This is a genomic window from Rhodococcus sp. IEGM1428 (assembly GCF_050321865.1).
In the GTDB taxonomy this organism is placed as follows: Bacteria; Actinomycetota; Actinomycetes; order Mycobacteriales; family Mycobacteriaceae; genus Rhodococcoides.
The window spans coordinates 252,473-274,975 of sequence record NZ_JBNQFW010000001.1; the positions used below are offsets into that span (position 1 = coordinate 252,473).

At 61.5% G+C, this 22,503-nt stretch carries 17 protein-coding genes and 1 tRNA gene; 12 read left to right on the forward strand and 6 right to left on the reverse strand.

Features of this window, described 5'->3' with window-relative positions; all coding sequences use genetic code 11:
• Positions 1-135: 135 nt before the first annotated feature.
• Together mfd and ACQR3T_RS01305 are read left to right on the forward strand one after the other, a co-directional pair.
• Positions 136-3,714, forward strand: coding sequence for a transcription-repair coupling factor (mfd, locus tag ACQR3T_RS01300; RefSeq protein WP_230594600.1), 3,579 nt, complete (start codon positions 136-138; stop codon positions 3,712-3,714).
• Between the two features lie 2 nt (positions 3,715-3,716).
• Complete coding sequence (locus tag ACQR3T_RS01305; protein WP_428692280.1) at positions 3,717-4,631, forward strand: MazG family protein; 915 nt, start codon at positions 3,717-3,719, stop codon at positions 4,629-4,631.
• A gap of 111 nt (positions 4,632-4,742) precedes the next feature.
• Here ACQR3T_RS01305 and ACQR3T_RS01310 read toward each other — a convergent pair whose 3' ends face one another.
• From ACQR3T_RS01310 to efeU, 6 genes are all read right to left on the reverse strand, one after another.
• On the reverse strand, positions 4,743-5,384 hold the full coding sequence (locus ACQR3T_RS01310) for a dihydrofolate reductase family protein (RefSeq protein WP_428692281.1): 642 nt from the start codon (positions 5,382-5,384) through the stop codon (positions 4,743-4,745).
• Positions 5,385-5,496: 112 nt separating this feature from the next.
• A complete protein-coding gene (locus ACQR3T_RS01315) occupies positions 5,497-6,039 on the reverse strand; it encodes a hypothetical protein (RefSeq protein ID WP_428692282.1) in 543 nt (180 codons plus the stop codon).
• 1 nt (position 6,040) lies between these two features.
• Positions 6,041-7,771, reverse strand: coding sequence for a DEAD/DEAH box helicase (locus ACQR3T_RS01320; RefSeq protein ID WP_428693027.1), 1,731 nt, complete (start codon positions 7,769-7,771; stop codon positions 6,041-6,043).
• Positions 7,772-8,140: 369 nt separating this feature from the next.
• Complete coding sequence (gene efeB / locus ACQR3T_RS01325; RefSeq protein WP_080730481.1) at positions 8,141-9,391, reverse strand: iron uptake transporter deferrochelatase/peroxidase subunit; 1,251 nt, start codon at positions 9,389-9,391, stop codon at positions 8,141-8,143.
• Positions 9,372-10,511, reverse strand: a complete 1,140-nt coding sequence (gene efeO / locus ACQR3T_RS01330) for an iron uptake system protein EfeO (protein WP_428692283.1) — start codon at positions 10,509-10,511, stop codon at positions 9,372-9,374. The genes efeB and efeO overlap by 20 nt, the downstream gene beginning before the upstream one ends.
• A 14-nt stretch (positions 10,512-10,525) precedes the next feature.
• The gene (gene efeU, locus ACQR3T_RS01335; RefSeq protein WP_428692284.1) at positions 10,526-11,446 is read right to left on the reverse strand and encodes an iron uptake transporter permease EfeU; all 921 of its coding nucleotides are present in this window, start codon (positions 11,444-11,446) and stop codon (positions 10,526-10,528) included.
• Positions 11,447-11,594: 148 nt separating this feature from the next.
• Between efeU and ACQR3T_RS01340 the strand changes: the two genes are divergently transcribed.
• From ACQR3T_RS01340 to ACQR3T_RS01385, 10 genes are all read left to right on the forward strand, one after another.
• Positions 11,595-12,317, forward strand: a complete 723-nt coding sequence (locus ACQR3T_RS01340) for a lytic transglycosylase domain-containing protein (protein WP_428692285.1) — start codon at positions 11,595-11,597, stop codon at positions 12,315-12,317.
• 88 nt (positions 12,318-12,405) lie between these two features.
• Positions 12,406-13,692 carry a phosphopyruvate hydratase gene (eno, locus tag ACQR3T_RS01345; RefSeq protein WP_008718800.1) on the forward strand — a complete coding sequence of 429 codons (1,287 nt, stop codon included), beginning with the start codon at positions 12,406-12,408 and terminating at the stop codon, positions 13,690-13,692.
• Between the two features lie 192 nt (positions 13,693-13,884).
• Entirely contained in the window at positions 13,885-14,436 is a 552-nt protein-coding gene (locus ACQR3T_RS01350) for an FtsB family cell division protein (RefSeq protein ID WP_032377245.1), read from the forward strand.
• Positions 14,433-14,963 (forward strand): DUF501 domain-containing protein, encoded by a 531-nt coding sequence (locus ACQR3T_RS01355; protein WP_428692286.1) that lies wholly within the window; start codon positions 14,433-14,435, stop codon positions 14,961-14,963. The genes ACQR3T_RS01350 and ACQR3T_RS01355 overlap by 4 nt, the downstream gene beginning before the upstream one ends.
• A complete protein-coding gene (locus tag ACQR3T_RS01360) occupies positions 14,960-15,904 on the forward strand; it encodes a Ppx/GppA phosphatase family protein (protein WP_269595965.1) in 945 nt (314 codons plus the stop codon). Before ACQR3T_RS01355 ends, ACQR3T_RS01360 begins: the two co-directional genes overlap by 4 nt.
• 116 nt (positions 15,905-16,020) lie before the next feature.
• Positions 16,021-17,472, forward strand: a complete 1,452-nt coding sequence (locus ACQR3T_RS01365; RefSeq protein ID WP_428692287.1) for a short-chain fatty acid transporter — start codon at positions 16,021-16,023, stop codon at positions 17,470-17,472.
• 45 nt (positions 17,473-17,517) lie between these two features.
• Positions 17,518-17,594 (forward strand) — tRNA-Leu (locus ACQR3T_RS01370).
• 299 nt (positions 17,595-17,893) lie between these two features.
• The gene (locus ACQR3T_RS01375; protein ID WP_428692288.1) at positions 17,894-18,820 is read left to right on the forward strand and encodes a phosphoribosyltransferase-like protein; all 927 of its coding nucleotides are present in this window, start codon (positions 17,894-17,896) and stop codon (positions 18,818-18,820) included.
• Positions 18,817-20,721 (forward strand): hypothetical protein, encoded by a 1,905-nt coding sequence (locus ACQR3T_RS01380; RefSeq protein ID WP_428692289.1) that lies wholly within the window; start codon positions 18,817-18,819, stop codon positions 20,719-20,721. The genes ACQR3T_RS01375 and ACQR3T_RS01380 overlap by 4 nt, the downstream gene beginning before the upstream one ends.
• Positions 20,714-21,709: a hypothetical protein gene (locus tag ACQR3T_RS01385; protein WP_428692290.1), complete on the forward strand. Its 996-nt coding sequence runs from the start codon at positions 20,714-20,716 to the stop codon at positions 21,707-21,709. Before ACQR3T_RS01380 ends, ACQR3T_RS01385 begins: the two co-directional genes overlap by 8 nt.
• The last annotated feature ends 794 nt before the right edge of the window (positions 21,710-22,503 follow it).

Sequence of the window (22,503 nt, forward strand, 5' to 3'; positions counted from 1 at the left end):
GAATCGCTTGTAGGAGCATTGCTGTTGTCTTCCGATTCTCTGCCTGCCGTGTCGCCATCCGGGCCGGCCCCGATCGTTCCCGACGCGGCGCTGCAACTGTCGGGTCTGGCCAGCATTGCGCTGACGGATTCGTCGATGGTGGCCGTCGCCGACGCGATCGGCACCGCCGAGCACACCCTCATCGGCCCGCACTCGGTTCGCCCGTTCGTCGCGGCCGCGATCGCGCAGCACACTCAGCTGTTGATCGTCACCGCCACCGGGCGTGAAGCGGACGATCTCACCGACGAACTCCGCCAGATCCTCGGCGGCGGCGTCGTGATGTTCCCGTCCTGGGAGACGCTTCCACACGAGCGACTGTCACCGAGCGCAGACACCGTCGGCAAGCGACTGGACGTGCTCCGCCGGCTCGCTCGTCCCGGCGACACCGATTACGGCGATCCTCTGCGCGTCATCGTCACCACGGTCCGCTCGCTGGTGCAGCCCATGGCTCCCGGTCTCGGCGAGATCGAGCCCGTGACCTTGAAGGTCGGGCTCGATATCGACTTCGACGGCTTGATCCACCGACTCGTCGAGTTCGGATACCTGCGCGTGGACATGGTCGGCAAGCGCGGCGAGTTCGCCGTACGCGGCGGCATCCTCGACCTCTTCTCGCCGACGGCAGATCACCCGGTGCGCGTGGAATTCTGGGGCGACGAGATCACCGAACTCCGCGCGTTCGCGGTCTCCGACCAGCGATCACTGCCCGATCACGAGGTCGATCTCGTGATCGCTCCGCCGTGCCGCGAGTTGCTTCTGACCCAGGAAGTCCGCGACCGCGCCGCAGTGCTTGCGGCCGACAATGCTGGCGACACCGCGTTGGTCGAGATGCTCGACAAGCTCTCCGCGGGAGTCCCGGTGGAGGGTATGGAGGCGTTGCTGCCGCTGCTGCAGCCGGGCGAACTGCAACTGCTCGCCGATACCCTCCCCGCCGGAACGCACGTGTTGCTCTGTGACCCCGAGCGAATCCGCACGCGCGCAACCGATCTGGTGCGCACGGGCCAGGAGTTCCTCGAAGCCTCCTGGACGGCAGCATCGATCGGCGGAGCCGCGCCGCTCGATACCTCCACCCTCGACACGTCCAGCCTCGAAGGTGCGTCACTCGATCTCGGTGCCTCGGCCTACCGATCGCTTCGACAGGTACGCGAGTCCGCCCAGGTGCACGGCCGTCCGTGGTGGACCATCAGCCCACTCGCCTCTGGAAACGGCGAAGAAGTCGAACTCGCTGTCGATTCGGTCCCGGAGGTCCGTGGGTCCGAGGAAGCACTGACGGCCCTGTTCGCCACCCTGCGGGCGCACATTGCCACCGGTGGCCGCGCCGTCATCTCCGTAGCGGGTGCCGGTACCGCCACCCGCATCATCGAACGCCTCGCCGAGGCCGAAGTGCCTGCAGCACATCTCGAGTCCGGTGCGGTTCCGGTTGCCGACGTCGTCAACGTCCTCTGCGGATCACTGCACGACGGCCTGGTTTTCCCCGATGCCAAGCTCGTCGTCGTCACCGAAAGCGATCTGACCGGCAACCGCGTCGCCGCGGCAGGGGAGGGGCGCAAGCTTCCGGCGAAGCGTCGCAATCAGGTCGATCCCCTCGCGCTCGTCGCCGGCGACAGCGTCGTGCACGATCAGCACGGCATCGGTCGATTTGTCGAGATGGTCGAACGCACCATCGGCGGTGCCCGACGCGAATACCTCGTCGTCGAATATGCACCGAGCAAGCGGGGCCATCCCGGCGACCGCCTGTTCGTTCCCATGGACTCGCTCGATCAGCTCTCGCGCTACGTCGGCGGCGAGCTGCCGTCGTTGAGCAAGCTCGGCGGATCCGACTGGGCCAATACCAAACGCAAGGCGCGCAAGGCGGTTCGTGAAATTGCCGGCGAGCTGGTGCAGCTGTACGCCGCTCGTCAGGCAGCCCCCGGGCACGCCTTCGGGCCGGACACTCCGTGGCAGCTGGAGATGGAAGATGCGTTCGGATTCACCGAGACGGTAGACCAGATGACCGCCATCACCGACGTCAAGGCCGACATGGAGAAGGCGGTCCCGATGGACCGCGTCATTCTCGGCGACGTCGGGTACGGCAAGACCGAAATCGCAGTACGCGCCGCGTTCAAGGCTGTGCAGGACGGCAAGCAGGTTGCCGTCCTGGTTCCGACAACGCTTCTGGCGCAACAGCATCTGCAGACCTTCACCGCACGCATGGCGTCGTTCCCGGTGACGGTGAAGGGGCTCTCCCGCTTCACCCACGGGTCCGAGTCCAAAGAGGTCATGGCCGGGTTGGCCGACGGCACAGTCGATATCGTCGTCGGTACGCACAGGTTGCTGCAGACCGGTGTCGCCTGGAAGGACCTCGGTCTGGTCATCGTCGACGAGGAGCAGCGTTTCGGCGTCGAGCACAAGGAGCACATCAAGTCGCTTCGAACCCACGTGGATGTGTTGACGATGTCGGCCACGCCGATTCCGCGAACCCTCGAGATGAGCCTGGCCGGCATCCGTGAGATGTCCACCATTCTCACCCCGCCCGAGGAGCGGCACCCGGTGCTCACCTACGTCGGGGCGTACAACGACAAGCAGGTCGCCGCGGCCATCAGGCGCGAGTTGCTGCGTGACGGTCAGGTGTTCTTCGTCCACAACCGAGTCAGTTCGATCGACAAGGCCGCCAAGAAGATTCGTGATCTGGTGCCCGAGGCCAGGGTCGCGACCGCCCACGGTCAGATGAACGAGGAGACACTCGAACGCACCGTGCAGGGATTCTGGCAGCGCGAGACCGATGTGCTGGTGTGTACCACCATCATCGAGACCGGCCTCGACATCTCCAACGCCAACACGCTCATCGTCGAGCGGTCCGATTCGCTCGGCCTGTCCCAGCTGCATCAGCTCCGCGGCCGAGTGGGGCGTAGTCGCGAGCGTGGCTACGCGTACTTCCTGTATCCGCCGGAGAAGCCGCTCACCGAGACCGCCTACGATCGCCTGGCGACAATCTCGCAGAACTCCGACCTCGGTGCCGGTATGGCCGTTGCGATGAAGGACCTCGAAATCCGCGGTGCCGGAAACGTTCTGGGAGCCGAGCAGTCCGGGCATGTCGCAGGCGTTGGATTCGACCTGTACGTGCGGCTCGTGGGTGAGGCGGTCGAAGCCTACCGCGCCGCTGCAGACGGGAAGCCCATCACGACGGACGAGGCTCCGAAGGAAGTGCGCATCGACCTACCCGTCGACGCCAACATTCCACCCGACTACGTCACCAGCGACCGGTTGCGCCTCGAGGGCTACCGAAAACTCGCTGCGGCAGCCGATTCTGCTGGCATCGACGCCGTCATCGACGAACTCGTCGACCGGTACGGGCCCCTTCCCGAGGAGGTCGGCCGCCTGGTCTCCATCGCGAAGTTGAGGCTGATCGCCAAGGAGTACGGCTTGACCGACGTCAACGTCGCCGGAACTCAGGTCAAACTGGCTCCGATGGAGTTGCCCGATTCCAAGCAGATTCGCCTCAAGCGGCTCTATCCCAGCGCCACCTACCGGGCGACAACCGGAGTGGTGCAATTACCGCTGCCGCGCGTCGAGGGTGGCGGAGTGGGCGCGGCGCGCGTGCGCGACGTCGAATTGGTGCAGTTCATCGCCGATCTCATCCTATCCTTGGACGGGAAGCCATCTCGGTCGGTCTTGTTGGAGCAAACAGTGGGGGTGTAGCGGTGACGGTAGTTCTGCTCGACCCCGTTCGTCCGGCGCAGGTACCCGTGGATGCTGTCGAATTCCTCGGCGGTGCCGTGCAATTCACCGAAGAGGTACCGGTGCGGGTGAGATGGCTGTTCTCCGGCACCGCTGCGCCCGATGCCGTCGATCCCGTCCTGGTCAGCACCGACCGGGCCAACCCCGACGTCCAGAGCCGGATCGCGCGCGGAGAACGAGTCATCTCTGCCGAGAAGTTGCCCGGTGACGACGTGATCGCGGCGGTACATCTGATGGACCGGTTGCACACGATCGGTGGCTGGGAAGCGCAGCAGACCCACGAATCGCTGCGCGGCTACCTGTTGGAAGAAACCTACGAACTTCTCGACGCCATAGCCGCAGGAAATTTGAACGACCTGCGCGAGGAACTCGGAGACCTGTTGCTGCAGGTGCTCTTTCATTCCAGAATCGCTCAGAACGCTGCCGAGAATGCGTTCGATATCGATGACGTCGCCGCGGGACTCGTTGCCAAACTGACCCACCGCAGCCCGCACCTCGCTCGCCAGGACGGCGGACCGATCGACATCGTCGAACAAGAGCGCGCCTGGGAAGAGCAGAAGGCGTCGGAGAAGGCGCGGCGATCGTGCATCGACGGCATTGCTCTGTCGCAGCCGTCACTCGCCCTGGCGCAGAAGGTGATCGGACGAGCCACCAAGGCCGGCCTGCCCGACGAACTCGTTCCCGACGGCCTACGCGTCGTGCACATCGGAGTCGATCATTCGCACGGTGGAGAAAGCGCCGAGGACGCACTGCGGCGTCGGGTATTGGATTTTGCAGCCCTGATCCGCAACGCCGAAGCATCCGCCCGTAACGCGGGCATCGCGCCGGGAGAAATGTCTGCACTGGATTGGATCGAGCACTGGGGTCTGCGGGGGTAGTCCTACACCACCCGCTCCACCCCCTCCACCCCTCACCTCGTCCCTCGGCTAGGGGATCAATGTGGGTTTCAGTCGCTCAGAGTGCAACAAAGCCGCATTGATCCGGACCGGCTACTTCCGCCAGAACAGGTGATGCGCGACGCCGCTGCTGCTGGGGACGACCTCGTGCTCGAATCTGTCGTTCAACTCGTCGGGTGAATCCCACAGCTTCAGGCCCGAGCCGAATTCGATGGGCGAGACGACGAGGTGCATGGTGTCGACGAGATCGGCGTCGAGGAATTCCCGAATACTGGTGACGCCGCCGCCGAGTCGCACGTCCTTACCGTCGGCCGCCTCCTTTGCCTGTCTCAGCACCTCGGACGGCGCGCCGTCGACGAAGTGGAACGTGGTGTCGGAGAGTGTGATCGATGGTCGCTCGTGGTGGGTGAGGACAAAGACGGGTGTGTGGAAGGGGGGTTCTTCGCCCCACCAGCCCTGCCATTCGTGGTCGGTCCACGGTCCGCGTTGGGGTCCGAACTTGTGTCGGCCCATGATCTCGGCACCGATGTTGTTCGCGAAGTCGCGGGCGAAGTAGTCGTCGAGTCCGCGACTACCACCCGAACCGGCGTTCCCGGGAAAGCTGGCGGTGCCGAAGTACCACCCCATCAGGGCCAGATGGTCGAGTCCGAACGGGCTCTCGAAGCTCTGGTCCACCCCAGCAGCGATTCCATCGCTCGATACGGTGAAGTTCTGTACCCGAACCAGCTGTCCCATGTGCGCTCCCGATGTCGATGATGAAGATGTACGACGTGTAGACCGATCCGCGTGTGCAAACTCATCGCTGAACCGAATCGGATCAGACTAGTCCGATGGCGCAGGTCGTCGATTACCGAACCGTGAAGTAATCGGCCGGATCGAGCGCGTCGAGTGTGGTCCACCGCTGTGGGACTGCCGCGGATTCGTGAGGGCCGTCGGACGGGGCCAGGACATCGAGGGCGAGACGCGGATCGTCGTCGATACGCCGGGCCATATCGTAATAGACGGCGAGCACGTGGACACACCGACCGGTGCTGTCGGAGCAGGTGCACTCGACCCGGGTGAGTGTGGGTACAGGCGGATGACCTCGTTCGGTGCATGCGCTGTACATCTCGTCGGTGAGAATCGTTCGGGTTCCACGCAATTGGGCGGTGAGGATGTTCAGAACAGGCGAAGACATGGGTGCTACCTCGATGCGCACCTCGGGTGTTGTGCGCCCGTGTTCGACGGTTCCTCGGATCCTGCCGGCACAGATCGTCACCTCCACTTTTGCGCCCTTCGCCAGCGCGCGGGCGCGGGGCAGCCGAGGGTCCGGTCGTGTCACGCGTAGCGGTTGGGCGAGTCGAACCCAGTCCCGTCCCCATGCTGTGTAACCGAAGTCGTCGTCCGCCATGTCAGCGGGTTCGCTTCCGGCGCAGGGTGTCGACGAGTCGGTCGTCGTCCAACTTCGCCAGCTCGGCTACACCCGACATATCGGCGACCTCGGACAGCGTCGACTTTCGTGAATGCATGGCCGCGATGTGCTCCTCGATGGTGGTGTCGGTGGTGAGCGTGGTGATGGTGACCGTGCGGGTCTGCCCGATCCGGTGGACTCGATCCGAGGCCTGCGCTTCGACGGCTGGGTTCCACCATCTGTCGAAGTGGACGACGTCGGCTGCGCGAGTCAGGGTAAGTCCGGTGCCGCCGGCTTTCAGGCTCAGCACCAGTACGGCCGGGCCGTCGTCGGACTGGAAGCGTCGAACGATATCTGCCCGTTGTTCCTGATTCAGGCCACCGTGAAAGAACGGCACCGACACTCGGAACTGCTCGCCGAAGTGCCGTACGAGAAGCTCGCCGGTCTTACGATACTGGGTGAAGATGATTGTCGGCGAATCGGTTTCGAGGTTGTTGGCCACGATATCGGTGCAGAGGTCGAGCTTCCCCGACCGCCCCGACAGATCGTCGGAGTCGCCCGTGACCAGTGCCGGATGGTTGCACACGTGCTTCAGTGCGGTCAGAGCCGCCAGCACTCGGGCCTGGCGTTGCACGCCATCGCCGAATCCGTCGTCGATCGCCTGATCCAGGACGCGGTCGTACAACCGCTGCTGTTCCTCGGTGAGGTCGCAGATCAGGTCTGCATGGATCTTCGGCGGAAGTGATGCGGCGACCTGAGACTTCTTTCGCATCAGTACAACCGGTTCGATCGCTGCGCGGAGCCGAATGGCGGCGACGCCGGAACCGTCCGTTATCGGCTTGATGAATCGACGCCGGAACTGAGTCTTGTTCCCGAACAAGTGCGGTGCGACGAGGTTGAGCAGCGCCCAGAATTCGTCGAGATGATTCTCGACGGGCGTGCCGGTCATCGCGATCGTCGCGCCGGCGTCGATGATGCGCGCGGCCTTCGAGATCTGCGTACGCGGGTTCTTCAGCACCTGTGCCTCGTCGAATACGGCAGTGGCCCAATGAAGATCGGCGAGCTGCGGACCGTGTGTGCGCAACGTCGGATACCCGGTGAGCAGAACCGTTCTCGGGTCCATCGCCGGCAGTGGCCCGCCGCGCCAGATCACCGTCGAAAGGTCCGGCGCAAACCGAGCGATCTCGTGCGCCCAGTTTCCGACCAGCGACGTCGGACTCACCACCACCTGCGGCCCCTCGTCGGCGCGCCCGACGAGGTAGCCGATTGCCTGCAGCGTCTTACCGAGCCCCATTTCGTCCGCGAGCACCGCACCACCGTGGGCGGACACGGTCTCCCGAAGCCAACTCACGCCGCGTACCTGGTATGGCCGCATCTCCGCGACCAGCGCTGTGCGCAGTTCGGCGCCAACGGCCGTCGTATGGCGAAAAGCGGCGAGGGCGTGTTCCGCCGATGCCACCGCACTCCCGGTGGCATCGGGGACCGCATGCCCAGCGATCGGCAGCGCAGAATCGCCGCCCGTCAGGTGCGTCCGCCACGCATGAACCGAGGCACCGGAAGCGTCGAGGACAACGTCGGCCAGTCGATCGGGCTCGATCAATGCGCAGTCGACGTCGGACACCTCGAAACCCGAGAGGTCAGATGTCGGAACTGCCAGCGCGACCGTCTGGGCATCGCCGACGGGTGGGGGAGATCCGACAGTGCCGGAAGACCAGGTCCACAGGGCAAACATGTGACGATCGAGGAGGTAGGTCGCGTGTGTATCGGCAGTCTGGGGGAGGGGCATGAATCCCTTCGAGGAGCAGTCGGCGACGAATCCGAACCGCTAGAACTTAAGCAGACTGCGCAGTTCTGTCAAACTCGAAATAATTCCGAAAACGGTTGCAAAATAACGGAATTTGTGACCCTGAGTAGAATTTGACACCCAGATGATTCGGTGTTCTCCGCTGGACTGAGGGCTCACCCCGCCCGAGTCAATAGACCGTTGCACCGGTCAGACGTATGCAGTGCGCCATTGACGCGGACCGGGCTATTGCGTGAATGAACCACTGCACGGGTCAGACGTGTGCAAGGGTCCATTGACGCAACGCGGGGAACCGACCTACTCGAACAGCGTCGAACCCCAATATTCGGATTCTCCGACGCCGGGAGGGCAGGCGAATACCGCAGAACCCACGTGTTGGATGTATTCGTTCAGTGCGTCCTTGCGGGACAGGGCCAGTTGCATCGGGACGAATTGAGTCAGTGGGTCGCGGCAGTAGGCGATGAAGAACAGTCCGGCGTCGAGGTGTCCGAAGCCGTCGGATCCGTCGGTGAAGTTGTATCCCCGACGCAGGATCTGGACGCCGCCGAGGTTTTCCTTCGACGCCAGGCGTACGTGCGCGGTCTTGTCGATGAAGGTGCCCTCGGGGCCCTGCGACTCGAAATCGAGTGCGTCGAATTCGTCTTTCTGGCCGAGTGGTGCGCCGGATCCCTTGCTGCGCCCGATCACTCGCTCTTGTTCCTTCAGCGTGGTGCGGTCCCACGATTCGATGAGCATGCGGATGCGACGGGCGACGAGGTAGGAGCCGCCTGCCATCCATTCCTGATCGTCATCGGAAGCAACCCACACGTTTTCGTCCAGCAATGACGGGTCCTCGGCCTTGAGGTTCGCCGTTCCATCCTTGAATCCGAACAGGTTTCGCGGTGTTGCCTGTGTGGTCGAGGTGGACGAGGTTCGGCCGAAGCCGAGTTGAGACCACTTCACCGAGACGGTGCCGAATCCGACGCGAGCGAGGTTGCGGATCGCGTGGACGGCAACCTGGGGGTCGTTGGCGCAGGCCTGAATGCAGAGGTCCCCGCCGGAACGTCGAGGATCGAGGTTGTCGGCCGGGAAATGCTGCAGATCGGCAAGCGACGCAGGCCTTTTCGAGGCCAGATCGAATCGGTCGAACATCGACGGACCGAATCCGATCGTCAGCGTCAGCGACGACGCCGTCAGGCCGAGTGCTTCGCCGGTATCAGACGGCGGGTTGTACTGGCCACCGTCGACGGCACCGCCGTCGAACGTCTCTTCGCCCTTGGTGAGCCGTTCGGCCATCAGGGTCCACTTCTTCAGCAGCGCAACGACGTCGTCGCGTGAGTCGGTGGTGATGTCGAAGGCGACGAAGTGCATGCGATCCTGTGCCGGGGTGACGATTCCGGCCTGGTGGTCTCCGCGAAATTCGACGACGTCCGAAGCGGGTGCCTCGGCTCCGGAGGCGGTCGCGTGTCCAGCGATGGCTCCCACTCCGACGAGTGCCGCCCCCGTCCCGACGGCACCGAACAGGCGCCGCCGGGAAAATTGTCCAGTCTTATTGTCCGGCAACGACACCCTGCACCTGGCTCACTTCGGCGGACAAGGCGTCGATCTTGTTCGAGAGTTCCTGGCGCTGTGGTTCGGTCACCGTGTCGTAGAAGACGAAGCCGTCGCCGCTGCGGTACTTGGCCAGTTCGGCGTCGAGTTCTGCGAAGCGGGCATCGATGGCGGTACCGAGTTCGGCGTTGCGCTCGTCGAGGATGGGGCGCACCGCAGCGATGGCGGCCTGGGAGCCGTCGACGTTGGCCTGGAAGTCCCACAGGTCGGTGTGTGAGAAGAAGTCTTCTTCACCGCTGATCTTGGTCTTGGCAACTTCGTCGAGCAATCCCTGTGCGCCACCGGCGACCTGAATGGGGTCGATGGTGAAGTCGTCGGCCTTGATCTTGTCGGCGAGTTCGGTGATGTCGGCCTCGAGTTGGTCGGCCATTGCATTGGTGTCGGGCTGCAATCCCTGCGTCCACAGATCCTTTTCGATGCGGTGGAATCCGGTCCACTCCGCACCGGGCTCGACATCGGGCTCGCGCAGGTCGATGCGCGGGTCGAGATCGTCGGGGAAGCTCTCGGCCACGGGCTCGATGCGCTCGTAATAGCTACGCGCAATGGGGAACTGGGCCTTGGCCGCGTCGACGTCGCCGCTCTTGACGGCGGTGACGAACGATGCCGTGGTGTCCTGCAACGCGTCGATCTGGCTGACGACATAGCGCTTGTAGCCGGCGGCGGCCTCGGTGAGGAGGCCGTTCTCGTCGGCGGTGCGGACCGAGTCGCCGGAGACGACGTAATCGGCGCGGATACCGTCGCCCACCATGCCTGCCTTGCAGGCGGTTTGGTACGTGCCGGGGTCCGGCAGGGCGACGATGAGCTGACGCGTCAACCCGGGTCCGATGTTCTCGACCTCGCCCATGACGCGGTCGCCCGCGCCGTAGACGTAGAACTCGGTGACCTTGCTGCCGTTGTTGGTGATCTGGAACGTCGAGTTACCGGTGGTGCCCTCGGATGCGCTCACGTCGCAGGAGGAGTCGGTCGCAGTGACGGCGATATCGCCCGATGCGGCCTCGGTGGACGACTTTTCGGTGCATCCGGCCAGGGCTATCGGCAGAACCGCGACCGCGGCCAGAGCGAAGGTGGAACGACGCATGATGGTGGTGCCTTTCAGGAGTTCTGAAGTACGGGCTCGGGAGACGCGGGAACGCGGACCGGGCGAAGGAAGAGGAACAACACGACGACGATGTAGAGCACCCATGCGATCGCTTGGAAGACAGTGGGTTCGGGGCGGAAGTTGAAGATGCCGCCGAGCACGGTGCCGTACCAGCTCGAGGCGTCGAAGTGAGCGCTGATGTCGAAGGCGACGGCGCTGCCACCGGGCAGTACTCCGCCGATCTGCAGTGCGCGGATGCCGTAGGCGAGGATTCCGGCGGCGACCACGATGAGAAAGACGCCGGTGTACTTGAAGAAGACGGCAAAGTTGATGCGGACGGCACCGAAGTACAGGAAGACCGTCAGCACGGCAGCGACGACGATGCCGAGCAGCAGACCGAGCAGAGGCCACAGGCTGCCGTTCGTGTTCTCGGCGTAGCCGACCATGAGCAGTGCGGTTTCTACACCTTCGCGGCCGACGGCGAAGAACGAGAGCGTCAGCACTGCAGCAGGCCCGACGGTGAGTGCTTTCTCCATGTTCGCGCGCAGTTCGCCGGAGATGTTCTTCGCGGCGGTGCGCATCCAGAGCACCATCGCCGTCACGATGACCACGGCCACGAGCGATGCCGCGCCTGCGATGATCTCGGCGGTCAGTCCGGTGACCGTGGATGTGCCGTAGTGGATGACGAAGAAGATCGCGGCCACCATGGCAACGGCCAGCCCCACGCCCAGCCACACCCACTTGAGTGCATCGCGCCGGTTCGCTTTGACGAGAAACGCGACGAGGATCATCACGACGATCCCGGTCTCGAGACCCTCGCGCAGGCCGATCAAGCCACTGCCGAACATCTGGGTGGCGAGCGACGGCGCTGAGCCTGCGGCGGCGAGAACGGCTACTGAGGACACGGGGTAGTGCTCCTGTTGTACGTCGAACATTGGTACGCCTTCCCTCGCGAAGGGTAGGCGACCCTCATGCGTGAAGGTTGACAGAAACATACACCCTGCATCGCCAGTCGAATGCACGTTGAACTGGGGTTTTCCGGGCCTTTAGCTTTCTATTACCTTGCGTGTGCAGGATGGTGAGGTGATCTCACGAATCTGCGTGCTCGCCACCGCATCGGTCCTCCTTGCGCTCACCGCATGTGGCAGCAGCGAGCCGAAGCGTGAGATTCCCGAGGGCATTCCGCCCGGTCCGGGAACCGAGGTGCCGCTGATCGACTTCAATGCCCCCGGCCGGACAGCCGATCTGTTGCTCGCGTGGGCCGAACCTCAGACCGACGCGCTCGGTATCTCGGTGACGGCTCTCGCGTCGTACGGGCACGCGGCCGCGATCATGACCGAGACGGACGCAGACTGCGGAATTGCGTGGACGACACTGGCCGGCATCGGCTACATCGAGAGCCGGCACGGCACGTTCCAGGGATCCTCGGTGCAGCCCGACGGCCTGGTCGCACCGCCGATCCGCGGTATTCCGCTCGACGGCGGTCCGGGTGTCGCCGAGATTCCGGACACCGACGGCGGCGTCATGGACGGTGACGCCGAGTTCGATCGAGCGATGGGTCCCATGCAATTCATCCCCGAGACGTGGAAGAAGTGGGGTGTCGACGCCAACGGCGACGGCATCGCAGATCCGGACAACATCGACGATGCGGCGTTGACGGCGGCTCGATATCTGTGCGCCCGCGGCGGCGATCTGCGGACGGCACAGGGCTGGGAGACGGCCTTGATGGCGTACAACCTCTCGGGCCAGTATCTGCGTGACGTGCGAGATCGCGCGGCCGCGTACTCGGTGGGCACCAGGCCGTAGAAACTCCGTGCATCGCGGGCACCACGCAAGAGCGGCTAGTCTTGCACCCGGCACAGTCCGCCGGTCCCCGTTACTAGGAGAAGCATTCGTGGCCATCATTGAGCAGGTCGGAGCTCGCGAGATCCTCGATTCCCGTGGCAACCCCACGGTTGAGGTCGAGGTCGCATTGGACGACGGGACGTTGACCCGCGCAGCCGTCCCCTCCGGCGCATCCACCGGTGAGCACGAGGCCGTCGAGCTTCGTGACGGCGGAGACCGCTACGGCGGCAAGGGCGTCGAGAAGGCCGTCAACGCGGTGCTCGACGAGATCGCGCCCGCGGTCATCGGCCTCGACGCCATCGAGCAGCGCACGGTCGACCAGGCTCTGCTGGATCTCGACGGCACTCCCGACAAGTCTCGCCTCGGCGCGAACTCCCTGCTGGGTGTCTCGCTCGCGGTCGCCAAGGCTGCGGCCGAGTCCACCGGCCTGGAGCTCTTCCGCTACCTCGGCGGACCGAACGCACACATCCTCCCCGTGCCGATGATGAACATCATCAACGGCGGCGCACACGCAGACAGCGGCGTCGACGTGCAGGAGTTCATGATCGCGCCGATCGGTGCTCCCACGTTCAAGGAGTCGCTGCGCTGGGGTGCCGAGGTCTACCACGCACTCAAGTCCGTGCTCAAGGCCAAGGGCCTGTCCACCGGCCTCGGCGACGAGGGCGGCTTCGCTCCCGATCTCGCCGGCACCAAGGCAGCTCTCGACCTGATCCTCGAGGCCATCGGCAAGACCGGCCTCAAGCCCGGCCAGGATGTCGCTCTCGCACTCGACGTGGCGGCCACCGAGTTCTACACCGCAGGTACCGGCTACGCCTTCGAGCGTGAGACCAAGTCCGCCGAGCAGATGTCGGCGTTCTACGGCGAACTCGTCGACGCTTACCCGCTGGTCTCCATCGAGGATCCGCTCGACGAGAACGACTGGGACGGCTGGGTTGCACTCACCGAGTCGATCGGCGACAAGGTTCAGCTCGTCGGCGACGACCTGTTCGTCACCAACCCCGAGCGTCTCGAAGACGGCATCGTCAAGGGTGCGGCCAACGCGCTGCTGGTCAAGGTCAACCAGATCGGCACGCTCACCGAGACCCTCGACGCAGTCGATCTCGCTCACCGCAACGGTTACAAGACGATGATGAGCCACCGGTCCGGCGAGACCGAGGACACCACCATCGCTGACCTGGCAGTTGCCGTCGGCAGCGGCCAGATCAAGACCGGTGCTCCGGCTCGAAGCGAGCGCGTGGCCAAGTACAACCAGTTGCTGCGTATCGAAGAAGCTCTGGGCGACGCGGCGCGTTACGCCGGCGAGTTGTCTTTCCCCCGGTTCAATTACGAGGGATAGCAGGCAGGTTCGTATCGCACGAAGTGGAGATGAATGATGGCACGGCGCGGAAGGTCTGGGACCAGTCCAGGTGGACGTGATCCCCGACCCCGCGGCCGGTCCTCCTCTTCGAGTCGGTCGAAGGCCGGGGGCGTCTCTCGCGACGAGAACGCCTCCGGTCGGACGGCCACCCCGCCGGAACCATCGGAGCAGGTGCGCGACGCGGTGGTCGGTGGCAAGGCCGCTCCCCGGCGCGTCGGTGTTCGTCGGCCCAAGATGCCCGAGCGGACGTTCCTCGGACTGTCCACCGGACGGGCCGTCATTCTCGGCGTTGTGGTGTGCGCGCTGGCGTTGACGCTGGCAGTGCCGCTACGCACCTACTTCTCGCAGCGCAGCGAACTCGAGTCGGTGCTTGCCGAGCGGCAAGCGTTGGAGAACGACGTACAAGCGCTGCAGACCCAGAAATCTCAGCTCGACGAGCCGTCCCGCATCGCGGCCGATGCGCGTGAGCGCCTGCGGTTCGTGATGCCGGGGGAGACGCCGTACCAGGTGCAGTTGCCCGGCGACTACGGCAAGACCCCGGAGGAACTCGCGGCCGACAGTGCGCCGACGGGTCCCTGGTACACCGACCTGTGGAACACCGCAGTTCAGCCGCAGGGATCGAACGAGCCGGCGGAGCCGACGTCCGCACCGATGCCCGTCGTACAGCCAGAACCCGTGCCGGCCGCTCCGGCACCACAATCAGAAGGAGGACCGGTCGGGTGAATTCCTCGGCAGTCTCGCAGGAAGATCTCGATGCGGTCGCATCGCAGCTCGGACGTGAACCGCGTGGCGTACTCGAGATCGCATATCGATCTCCTGACGGCAGGCCGGGCGTGGTGAAAACCGCCCCCAAGCTGCCCGACGGCACGCCGTTTCCCACCCTGTTCTATCTGACGGATCCGCGACTGACAGCAGAGGCGAGCCGCCAGGAATCGGCGGGGGTGATGCGGGAGATGACCGAACGCCTCGGTGCCGATCCCGAGTTGGCTGCCGCGTACCTGCGCGCCCATGTGTCCTATCTGGCCGAACGTGACGAGATCGAATCTCTCGGAACGGATTTTACCGGTGGTGGCATGCCCGATCGGGTCAAATGCTTGCACGTCTTGATCGCCCATTCGTTGGCCAAGGGCCCGGGCGTCAACCCGCTGGGTGACGAGTCGGTGGCCCTTGCCGCCGAGAACTCGTTGCGTGGCAAGGCTATTCCGGCCGATTGGCCGACCATCGAAGAACTACGTGCGGAGAAATCATGACCAGGGTTGCAGCGATAGATTGCGGCACCAACTCGATCCGCCTGCTCGTCGCCGACAACAACGGGAAGTCCCTCGCCGACGTCGCCCGCGAGATGCGGATCGTGCGACTCGGTCAGGGAGTCGACGCAACGGGAGCGTTCGTGCCCGAGGCCATCGAACGCACCCGCGTGGCATTGGTCGAGTATGCGGAGATCATTCGTAAGACGGGTGCTACCGCAGTGCGGATGGTTGCCACCTCTGCCACCCGGGATGCGTCGAACCGCGAGGACTTCTTCTCGATGGTGCGCGAGGTGCTCGGCAAGGTCATTCCCGGTGCCGAGGCCGAGGTGATCACCGGTGACGAGGAAGCGCGGTTGTCCTTCGCCGGTGCAGTCGGTGAACTCGACTCTGCTGCAGGCCCTTTCCTGGTTGTCGATCTGGGCGGCGGTTCCACCGAGCTCGTACTGGGCGACGCCAAAGGCGTGAAGGCGGCGTTCTCGGCGAACATCGGCTGTGTCCGTCTGACCGAACGATTCCTGCATTCGGATCCTCCCACCGCGGACGAGATCAACGGCGCGCGCGAGTACGCCCGCGAGAAGTTGGCGGAGGCGTTCGAGGAAGTGTCGATCGGCGACGCGTCGAGCTGGGTCGGGGTGGCAGGCACGATGACGACCATCGCGGCCATCGCCAAGGAACTGCCCGAGTACGACGCCGATGCCGTGCACCTCTCGCGAGTGCCGTTCGACCAGCTCTTCGAGGTGTGCGAGCGACTGATCGGCATGACACATACGCAGCGAAGTGCGTTGGGCCCCATGCATCCCGGTCGGGTCGACGTGATCGGCGGCGGTGCAATTGTGTGCAGCGTATTGGCCGAAGAATTCGAGCGACGCGGTGCCGTGAGCTCGTTGACGGTCAGTGAGCACGACATCCTCGACGGCATCGCAATGTCCATCAAGATCTGATCTGCAATTCTGCAGATGCGGTCTGCGGCGATGTAGGTTGCATCGCTGCGTGATTCGGTGAACCCTTACAGGCGCTGTGGCCCACGTCACGGCTACCTTCGAGGTGAGGACCACCGATGACGTCACCCGCCGAGCAGGCACCGGCCGACCAGGCACCGGCCGAGAAAGGGCTGGCCCGCGTCGCGCAAGCGCTCGCCAAGGGAACCGAGAAGTGGTTCCCCGATGCGTACATCTTCGCCCTCGTCGGAGTGGTGGTCGTGGCCGTTGCTGCCTTCGCCAACGGGTCGTCTCCGCAGAACGTGGTCGACGCATTCGGGAACGGCTTCTGGGATCTGACTGCCTTCACGCTGCAGATGGCGATGGTCGTTCTCACCGGCTACGTCGTGGCCACATCTCCACCGGTCGCCAGATTGATCACCCGATTGGCGCAAGTGCCCAAGAGTTCCAGTAGCGCAGTGAGTTTCGTGGCGCTGCTGTCCTGTTCGGTCTCGTTCCTGAACTGGGGCCTGAGTCTGGTGTTCGCCGGTCTCTTGGCCCGTGCCATCGCGCGCCGTCACGATTTGCGGACGGACTACCGAGCACTCGGGGCTGCGGCATTCATGGGACTCGGAGCGGTCTGGGCACTCGGAATGTCATCCTCGGCTGCGCAGCTGCAGGCGACGGCGAAATCGCTTCCGGCAACACTGTTTTCGGTCACCGGAGTACTCGATTTCGGAACCACCATTTTCACGTGGCAGTCGTTGCTGATGTGCGCGATCATCATCGTGTTGACGGTCGTCATCGCACACGTGTCTGCTCCCAAGGGTGCCGCGATCAAGACTGCCGCTGACATGGAGGTCGATCTCGACGACACCGTCGCTGAACCGGCACCGCGCACCAGGCCGGGGGAGTGGCTCGAATACAGCCGTATTCTTCCGCTCTTCGCTGGGGCAATGACGTTGGGATGGCTTGTTTCCCAGCTGTTGACGCTGCCGGTGCTGTCGGTGGTCAGCAGCCTGAACGGGTACTTGTTGGTGTTCCTGATGCTCGGGCTCGTGCTGCACGGGACGCCGCGGCGTTTTCTGGATTCGGTCAGCAAGGCCGTCCCCGCCACCGCGGGCATCCTCGTGCAGTTTCCGCTGTACGCCGCGATGGCGGCCATGCTGACCAAGGCCGAGGGTAGGGGAGGCGTCACGATTTCCGAGCACCTCGCCAATTTCTTCACCGACATCGGTAGCGGCGGTGGATTCGCCGTGGTCATCGCGGTGTACACCGTTGTACTCGGATTGTTCGTTCCCTCCGGCGGCGGTAAGTGGCTGGTCGAAGCGCCGTACGTGATGCAGTCGGCCACCGATGTGCAGATGAACCTGGGCTGGACCGTCCAGATTTACAACGTGGCCGAGGCTCTGCCGAACCTGATCAACCCGTTCTTCATGCTGCCCCTGCTGGCGGTTCTGGGTCTGCGAGCGCGAGACTTGATCGGATTCACGTTCCTGCAGTTCATCTTCCACTTCCCGGTGGTCTTGCTGCTCGTATGGCTCCTCGGTATGACCTTCGAGTTCGTGCCGCCGGTCATCCCGGCGCAGTAGCAGCCCGATATGATCGTCACCGCTGGAGCGAGTTCTCCGGCGGTGGCCCCTATAGCCCAATTGGCAGAGGCAGCGGACTTAAAATCCGCACAGTGTCGGTTCGAGTCCGACTGGGGGCACCATGTTTGCGCAGGTCAGCGCGTTACGCTGCATCAGCGATGGTTCGAACACGCACTTCGGTGTCACAGAATGTCACAAGTCAAAATAACTGGCGGCGGTCGTCTTGCTGGACCTGTAGTTAACTGGCGTCCTACGAGGCCGGTGAACTGTCCGCGGCTCATGCCAGTCTTGTCCGGTAAGCATGGCCTCTTCGGCTAGGTCGTCGGGTTCGCTTCGTCTCACGTGTGTCGCCGCACAGTGGATAAATGCGACGCCAGCCTGCGCCCGGGCACTACCATGGCTACGTACATACGACGCTACGATGGAGTTGAAAGACGAGGTGCCTTGTCAGAGGTCGAGGCGGCAGTTCTACTCGAATATTGGGCTCTGGCCGAGACAACCGGGTGACATCAACCCTACGGGTTGGCTTGATAATTTTGGTACTGCCCGCGACCGCGAGATAGCTGCCGCGTTACTTGAATCGTTCGTGTATCTGAACAGCGCCCACGTCGAAAAGATGGTCAGCTCCGCGTTTCATTCCCTATCGACCACGTTCAGAAGTGCCTTGCCGCCTAGCGAGTCGGTTGTAAATCGATGGCAGACATTCAGACGTAATGTTGTTGTCACATACCCGACTGGCGACATCTACGACCCGGCCGGCTCAGGCCACATTTTCATTAGAAGCGCAAGGGGCAACCTCGTGACGAACCCTGGCCAATTGCGAGACCCTGCTGCAATAGGTGACTACGTAACGCATAACCAAGGTCAAGGAGCTATCGACCTGGTGTTTGTCGACGATCTCGCAGCAACCGGCACCCAATTTTTACAAGTGTGGTTTCGAGAAATCTCCGACGGACAAAGTGATGCGGCGACGAGCCTCGCATCGCTGCAGGCTGATGGGCGGATCGGAGAAGTCTACTACACGCCGGCCATCTGTACGGCTTACGCCAAGCGGGAAATCGCTATGCAGTGTCCGACGGTAATGGTGCGCCCGGCACATCTTCTACCTGACGAATACTTTGCAAATCCCGAGTATTCGGAGACAAATCTGGTTCCTGCCAACCTACGCGCCGAATTGCCGGACTTTTTGGCGCGTTATGCCCATCCTGCCGGGTACAAAATCGAGGACAAGTTCGGGTTCGGTGACATGGGTCTTGCCTTAGCGTTTGAGCACGGCGTGCCGGATAACACGCTACCAATTTTTACCAGCGAGAACTCGGGATGGACGACGCTTCGGAGGAAAAGATGACAGATCACGCGTTGCCTGACTCCAGAATTGAATCGCTACAGAAGGAGCTGAGCCTTGCCTTCGGCCAGGTTAGAACCGAGCATCTAGCTAGCGAGGAACTATTCGAGATTTTCTCAACACCGGTCTACTGGTCACAGTTGGTCGGAAAAAGACCGTGCATGCTCATCGGGGGACGCGGGACAGGTAAGACTACGACGCTACGTGGCCTTGCCTACGAAGGTCAGTCCAAGCTGGTAGGGTCCGACATTAACGAATGGACTGCGGTCGGTGCATACTGGCGGTTTGAAAGCAATGTTGTAACCGCCTTCAGGGGCAGACGAGTCTCGGAGGAGACTTGGACACATATTTTCAGCCACTACGTCAATCTGCAGCTTGTACTTAAGCTGTTCGAGTTCGTAAAATGGTTCGAGAATAATTCAGGACCTATCAATTTTCCTGACGGGGATGCCCTCGCGCTCACATCCATTTCTCTGAATATCGATGGACCGCAGAATCTAGAGTCGTTGCGTAAGCGTGTCGGCTACGAATTGGCGAAGCTTGAAGCAGGATTAAACTCGATATCGCGAGCGCTTGGCCAGCTCAGTTTGTCGAGCCTAGGTAAACCGGTTGAGTACTTGGTGAAGGCTCTGCGTCAAGACGTGCGCTTAGACGGTTTTACGTTCACGTTCTGTTTAGATGAATTCGAAAATTTGCAGCCGTATCAGCAGCGGGTGATCAATACGCTAATTAAACATGTCGGTGATGGTGGGTATACATTCAAAATTGGCACCCGTAATGTATCTGAGCGTGAGCGAACCACATTGGCCGAAAATCAGCCATTGCACGACCCCGCGGATTACACAACAATTGATATTGTTGATCACCTAAAAGAGCAGTCTTTTGCATCCTTTGCAGAGAAAGTATGTGACGGGCGTCTGAGTCGGTTGCCGGTTGGATTCAGGCCAGAAGTTTCCATTACGCACCTATTGCCGGAATTACTCGAAGAGCAAGAAGCTATATTGTTGGGAGGTGAGTGGCAAAGGGAGGTCGTTAGAAACCGTCTCGTTCAGCAGAAAGCACCCGACTCACAACTGGAGCATTTTGACAGTATGCGGCTAGTCAGCGCCTGCATGATTGGTTACTGGGCGGAGGCGCAGAATAGTCGGGAGATCGATGTGTTAGACGACGCAATCCGCGATCCAAGAAAATGGATGACTCGAACCAGGAACCACTCCTATTCACTTCTATTCACTTTAAGGAAAGGAAAGCGCGGAACCCGGAAGTACTACTCCGGCTGGTCAACCTTCGCTCAGATATCGGATGGTAATATACGATATGTTTTAAGGTTAGTTTATGAGGCCTTGCTGATTCATGTTAGTGGAGGTCACTCTTTAGATAAGGCAGTGGCGGCAGGCGATCAAACTGCTGCAGCGTCCCGCGTCGGTCAGATGGCATTACGCGAGTTGGAGGGGCTTTCAGAACGTGGTGCGCAACTTGTTCGCCTTAACTTGGGACTGGGAAGAATTTTTCAAGTCATGGCAGCTGAGCCGCAGGGGCACGCGCCGGAAGTCAATCAATTTCGAATAAGCTATAATTCAGATACTGACATGGACGAGGTGCGCTCGGTTCTCTCGGCAGCGGTAATGCACGGAGCTCTAATTTCTTTCGCAGGGGACAAGAATGCTCGGTCATCTGGCGAAACCAAAGACGTCGACTTTCAGATGCATCCAATTTTTTCTCCTTACTTTGAGTTCAGTCATCGGCGCAAACGCCGAATGACTCTTGGTTCAGGAGATTTCTTGTCTCTCACGTCGAAAAATTCACGGCGTACCATTCAAAAAGTACTTTCTAGGCGAGTTCCAGTTGTAGATTCTGCTCTTCCTGAACAATTGTCGATTTACGACGGGTTCTTCAATGGATAGGCTTGACGAGCCGCTTTTCACCGACGAGATTTACAGGCGGCAGTTTGCAAAGACAGGCGGCACCTTCATCTTTGGCAATGGAGTAGATGAAGATCGCGCGTCAGTCGCCTCGGAGTGGCATGCGACGACAAACTTCACCGATGTCAATTTTATTTCGATCGACGCGCAGGGCAACGAGTCGGTGCTGGTGACAGAAGTTGATGCAGCGAGTGCGGGATTACAGCTATTCCTGCACGATGCAGATGACATTGTTGAATATTTGCAGAGTTTACCTGGACCGATTACGTTAGATATTACTGCATTAGCTCATCGAACTTGGGCACCGCTGCTGAGGGCGGCAGTGATAGGTGAGATAACAATTTCTCTAATCTATCTAGAACCCGAGACTTATTCTAGCTCGCGAACAATTTCAGAAGATGGAATTTATGACCTGTCCGAAAAGATTGGCGGTATCGAGCCAATCCCAGGTTTTGCCCGACTAGGGCCTGGGTCAACGGATGAAATTCTTGTTCCAATGATTGGGTTTGAGGGTACCAGGCTAAACCACATCTTGTCCCGTACCGAAACTCCGCCGGATCGCATTGTTCCGATTGTAGGAGTTCCAGGATTCAGGCCGGAGTACTCCTTCTATGCGCATTCGAGAAATCGGTCCGTTATCGAGGCAAACTTCGTGTACCGGCAAGTTCAATTCGCGAAGGCTAATTGTCCGTTTGATGCCTTCTTGACGCTTAGTGAAGTTCATGCATGGAATCCCCACGAAGGTATTCGTGTTGCTCCGATCGGGACTAAACCGCATGCAGTAGGTGCAGTTTTATACGCAATTTCTCGTGGAAATTTGGTAGAGATTGTGTATGATCATCCGGTGCGGTCGAAGAGACGCAGTAAAGGTGAGGCTCGTCTGTGCGTGTACGACATAACGGGCTTCGTTAACACAAGCGTCTTTAGGTTTGACGATACAAACGGACTATCGGGTCACGAGGATTCGTAATGGTGGACAGTTATTATTCGCCGGAATGGCTTGCCGATTGCATCGCAGGGTGGATGCCGTCTGGGATGAAGGGCGCGATACTTGATCCGAGTGTTGGGCAAGGTGCGCTCTTGGCTGGAGTCGAGCGGCGCTTCAGGCGGAGGGTCGAGTTGTACGGAATGGATATCGACCAAAATGCGACGTCCATTTTATCAAAAAGCAACCCGCATTGGAATCTGGGCCGAGTAAACTTCCTGTCCGAAAGATCGAGAAGATCTAGTTCTGTCTGGAATAGCGTCCGTAAGAACGTCCCGCTTGCAGCGGTTGTTTTGAACCCGCCCTTTAGTTACCGTGGCGGAGCGGGTCTCGCATGTCGCTATCGCGGTTTCGATGGTCTTCTCAGCCCAGCAGCCGCTTTTGTGGCAGTAGTTTTGCAAGAACTCCGCCCAATTTTTGGAGTTTGGGCTGTGCTGCCGAACGGTATTTTGGCCGGACGTCGCTGCAGAGAGTTTTGGGAGGAGGTTGAGAAGACTCATATAGTTCGCATAGAGCAAGTTCTGCCTTCGACAGCTTTCGTGGGAGCTAGAGCAAATACGTCAATCGTGTCGATTATTCCAAGGATCGCACCTCTGGGCTCTCAGAGTGGTGTAACTCCTACGGGCGAGACACATCTTTTGGTGAATCAGTCCGGTGTATGTCGGTGCGTAGAGGTGGTAAGGGGGCGAGTTCCGACGTATAAGTCATGGCCTGTCCGCGAATGCGACACACCATTCTTGCACACACCAGATATTCTCAGTCGAAATCAGCGGGCGACA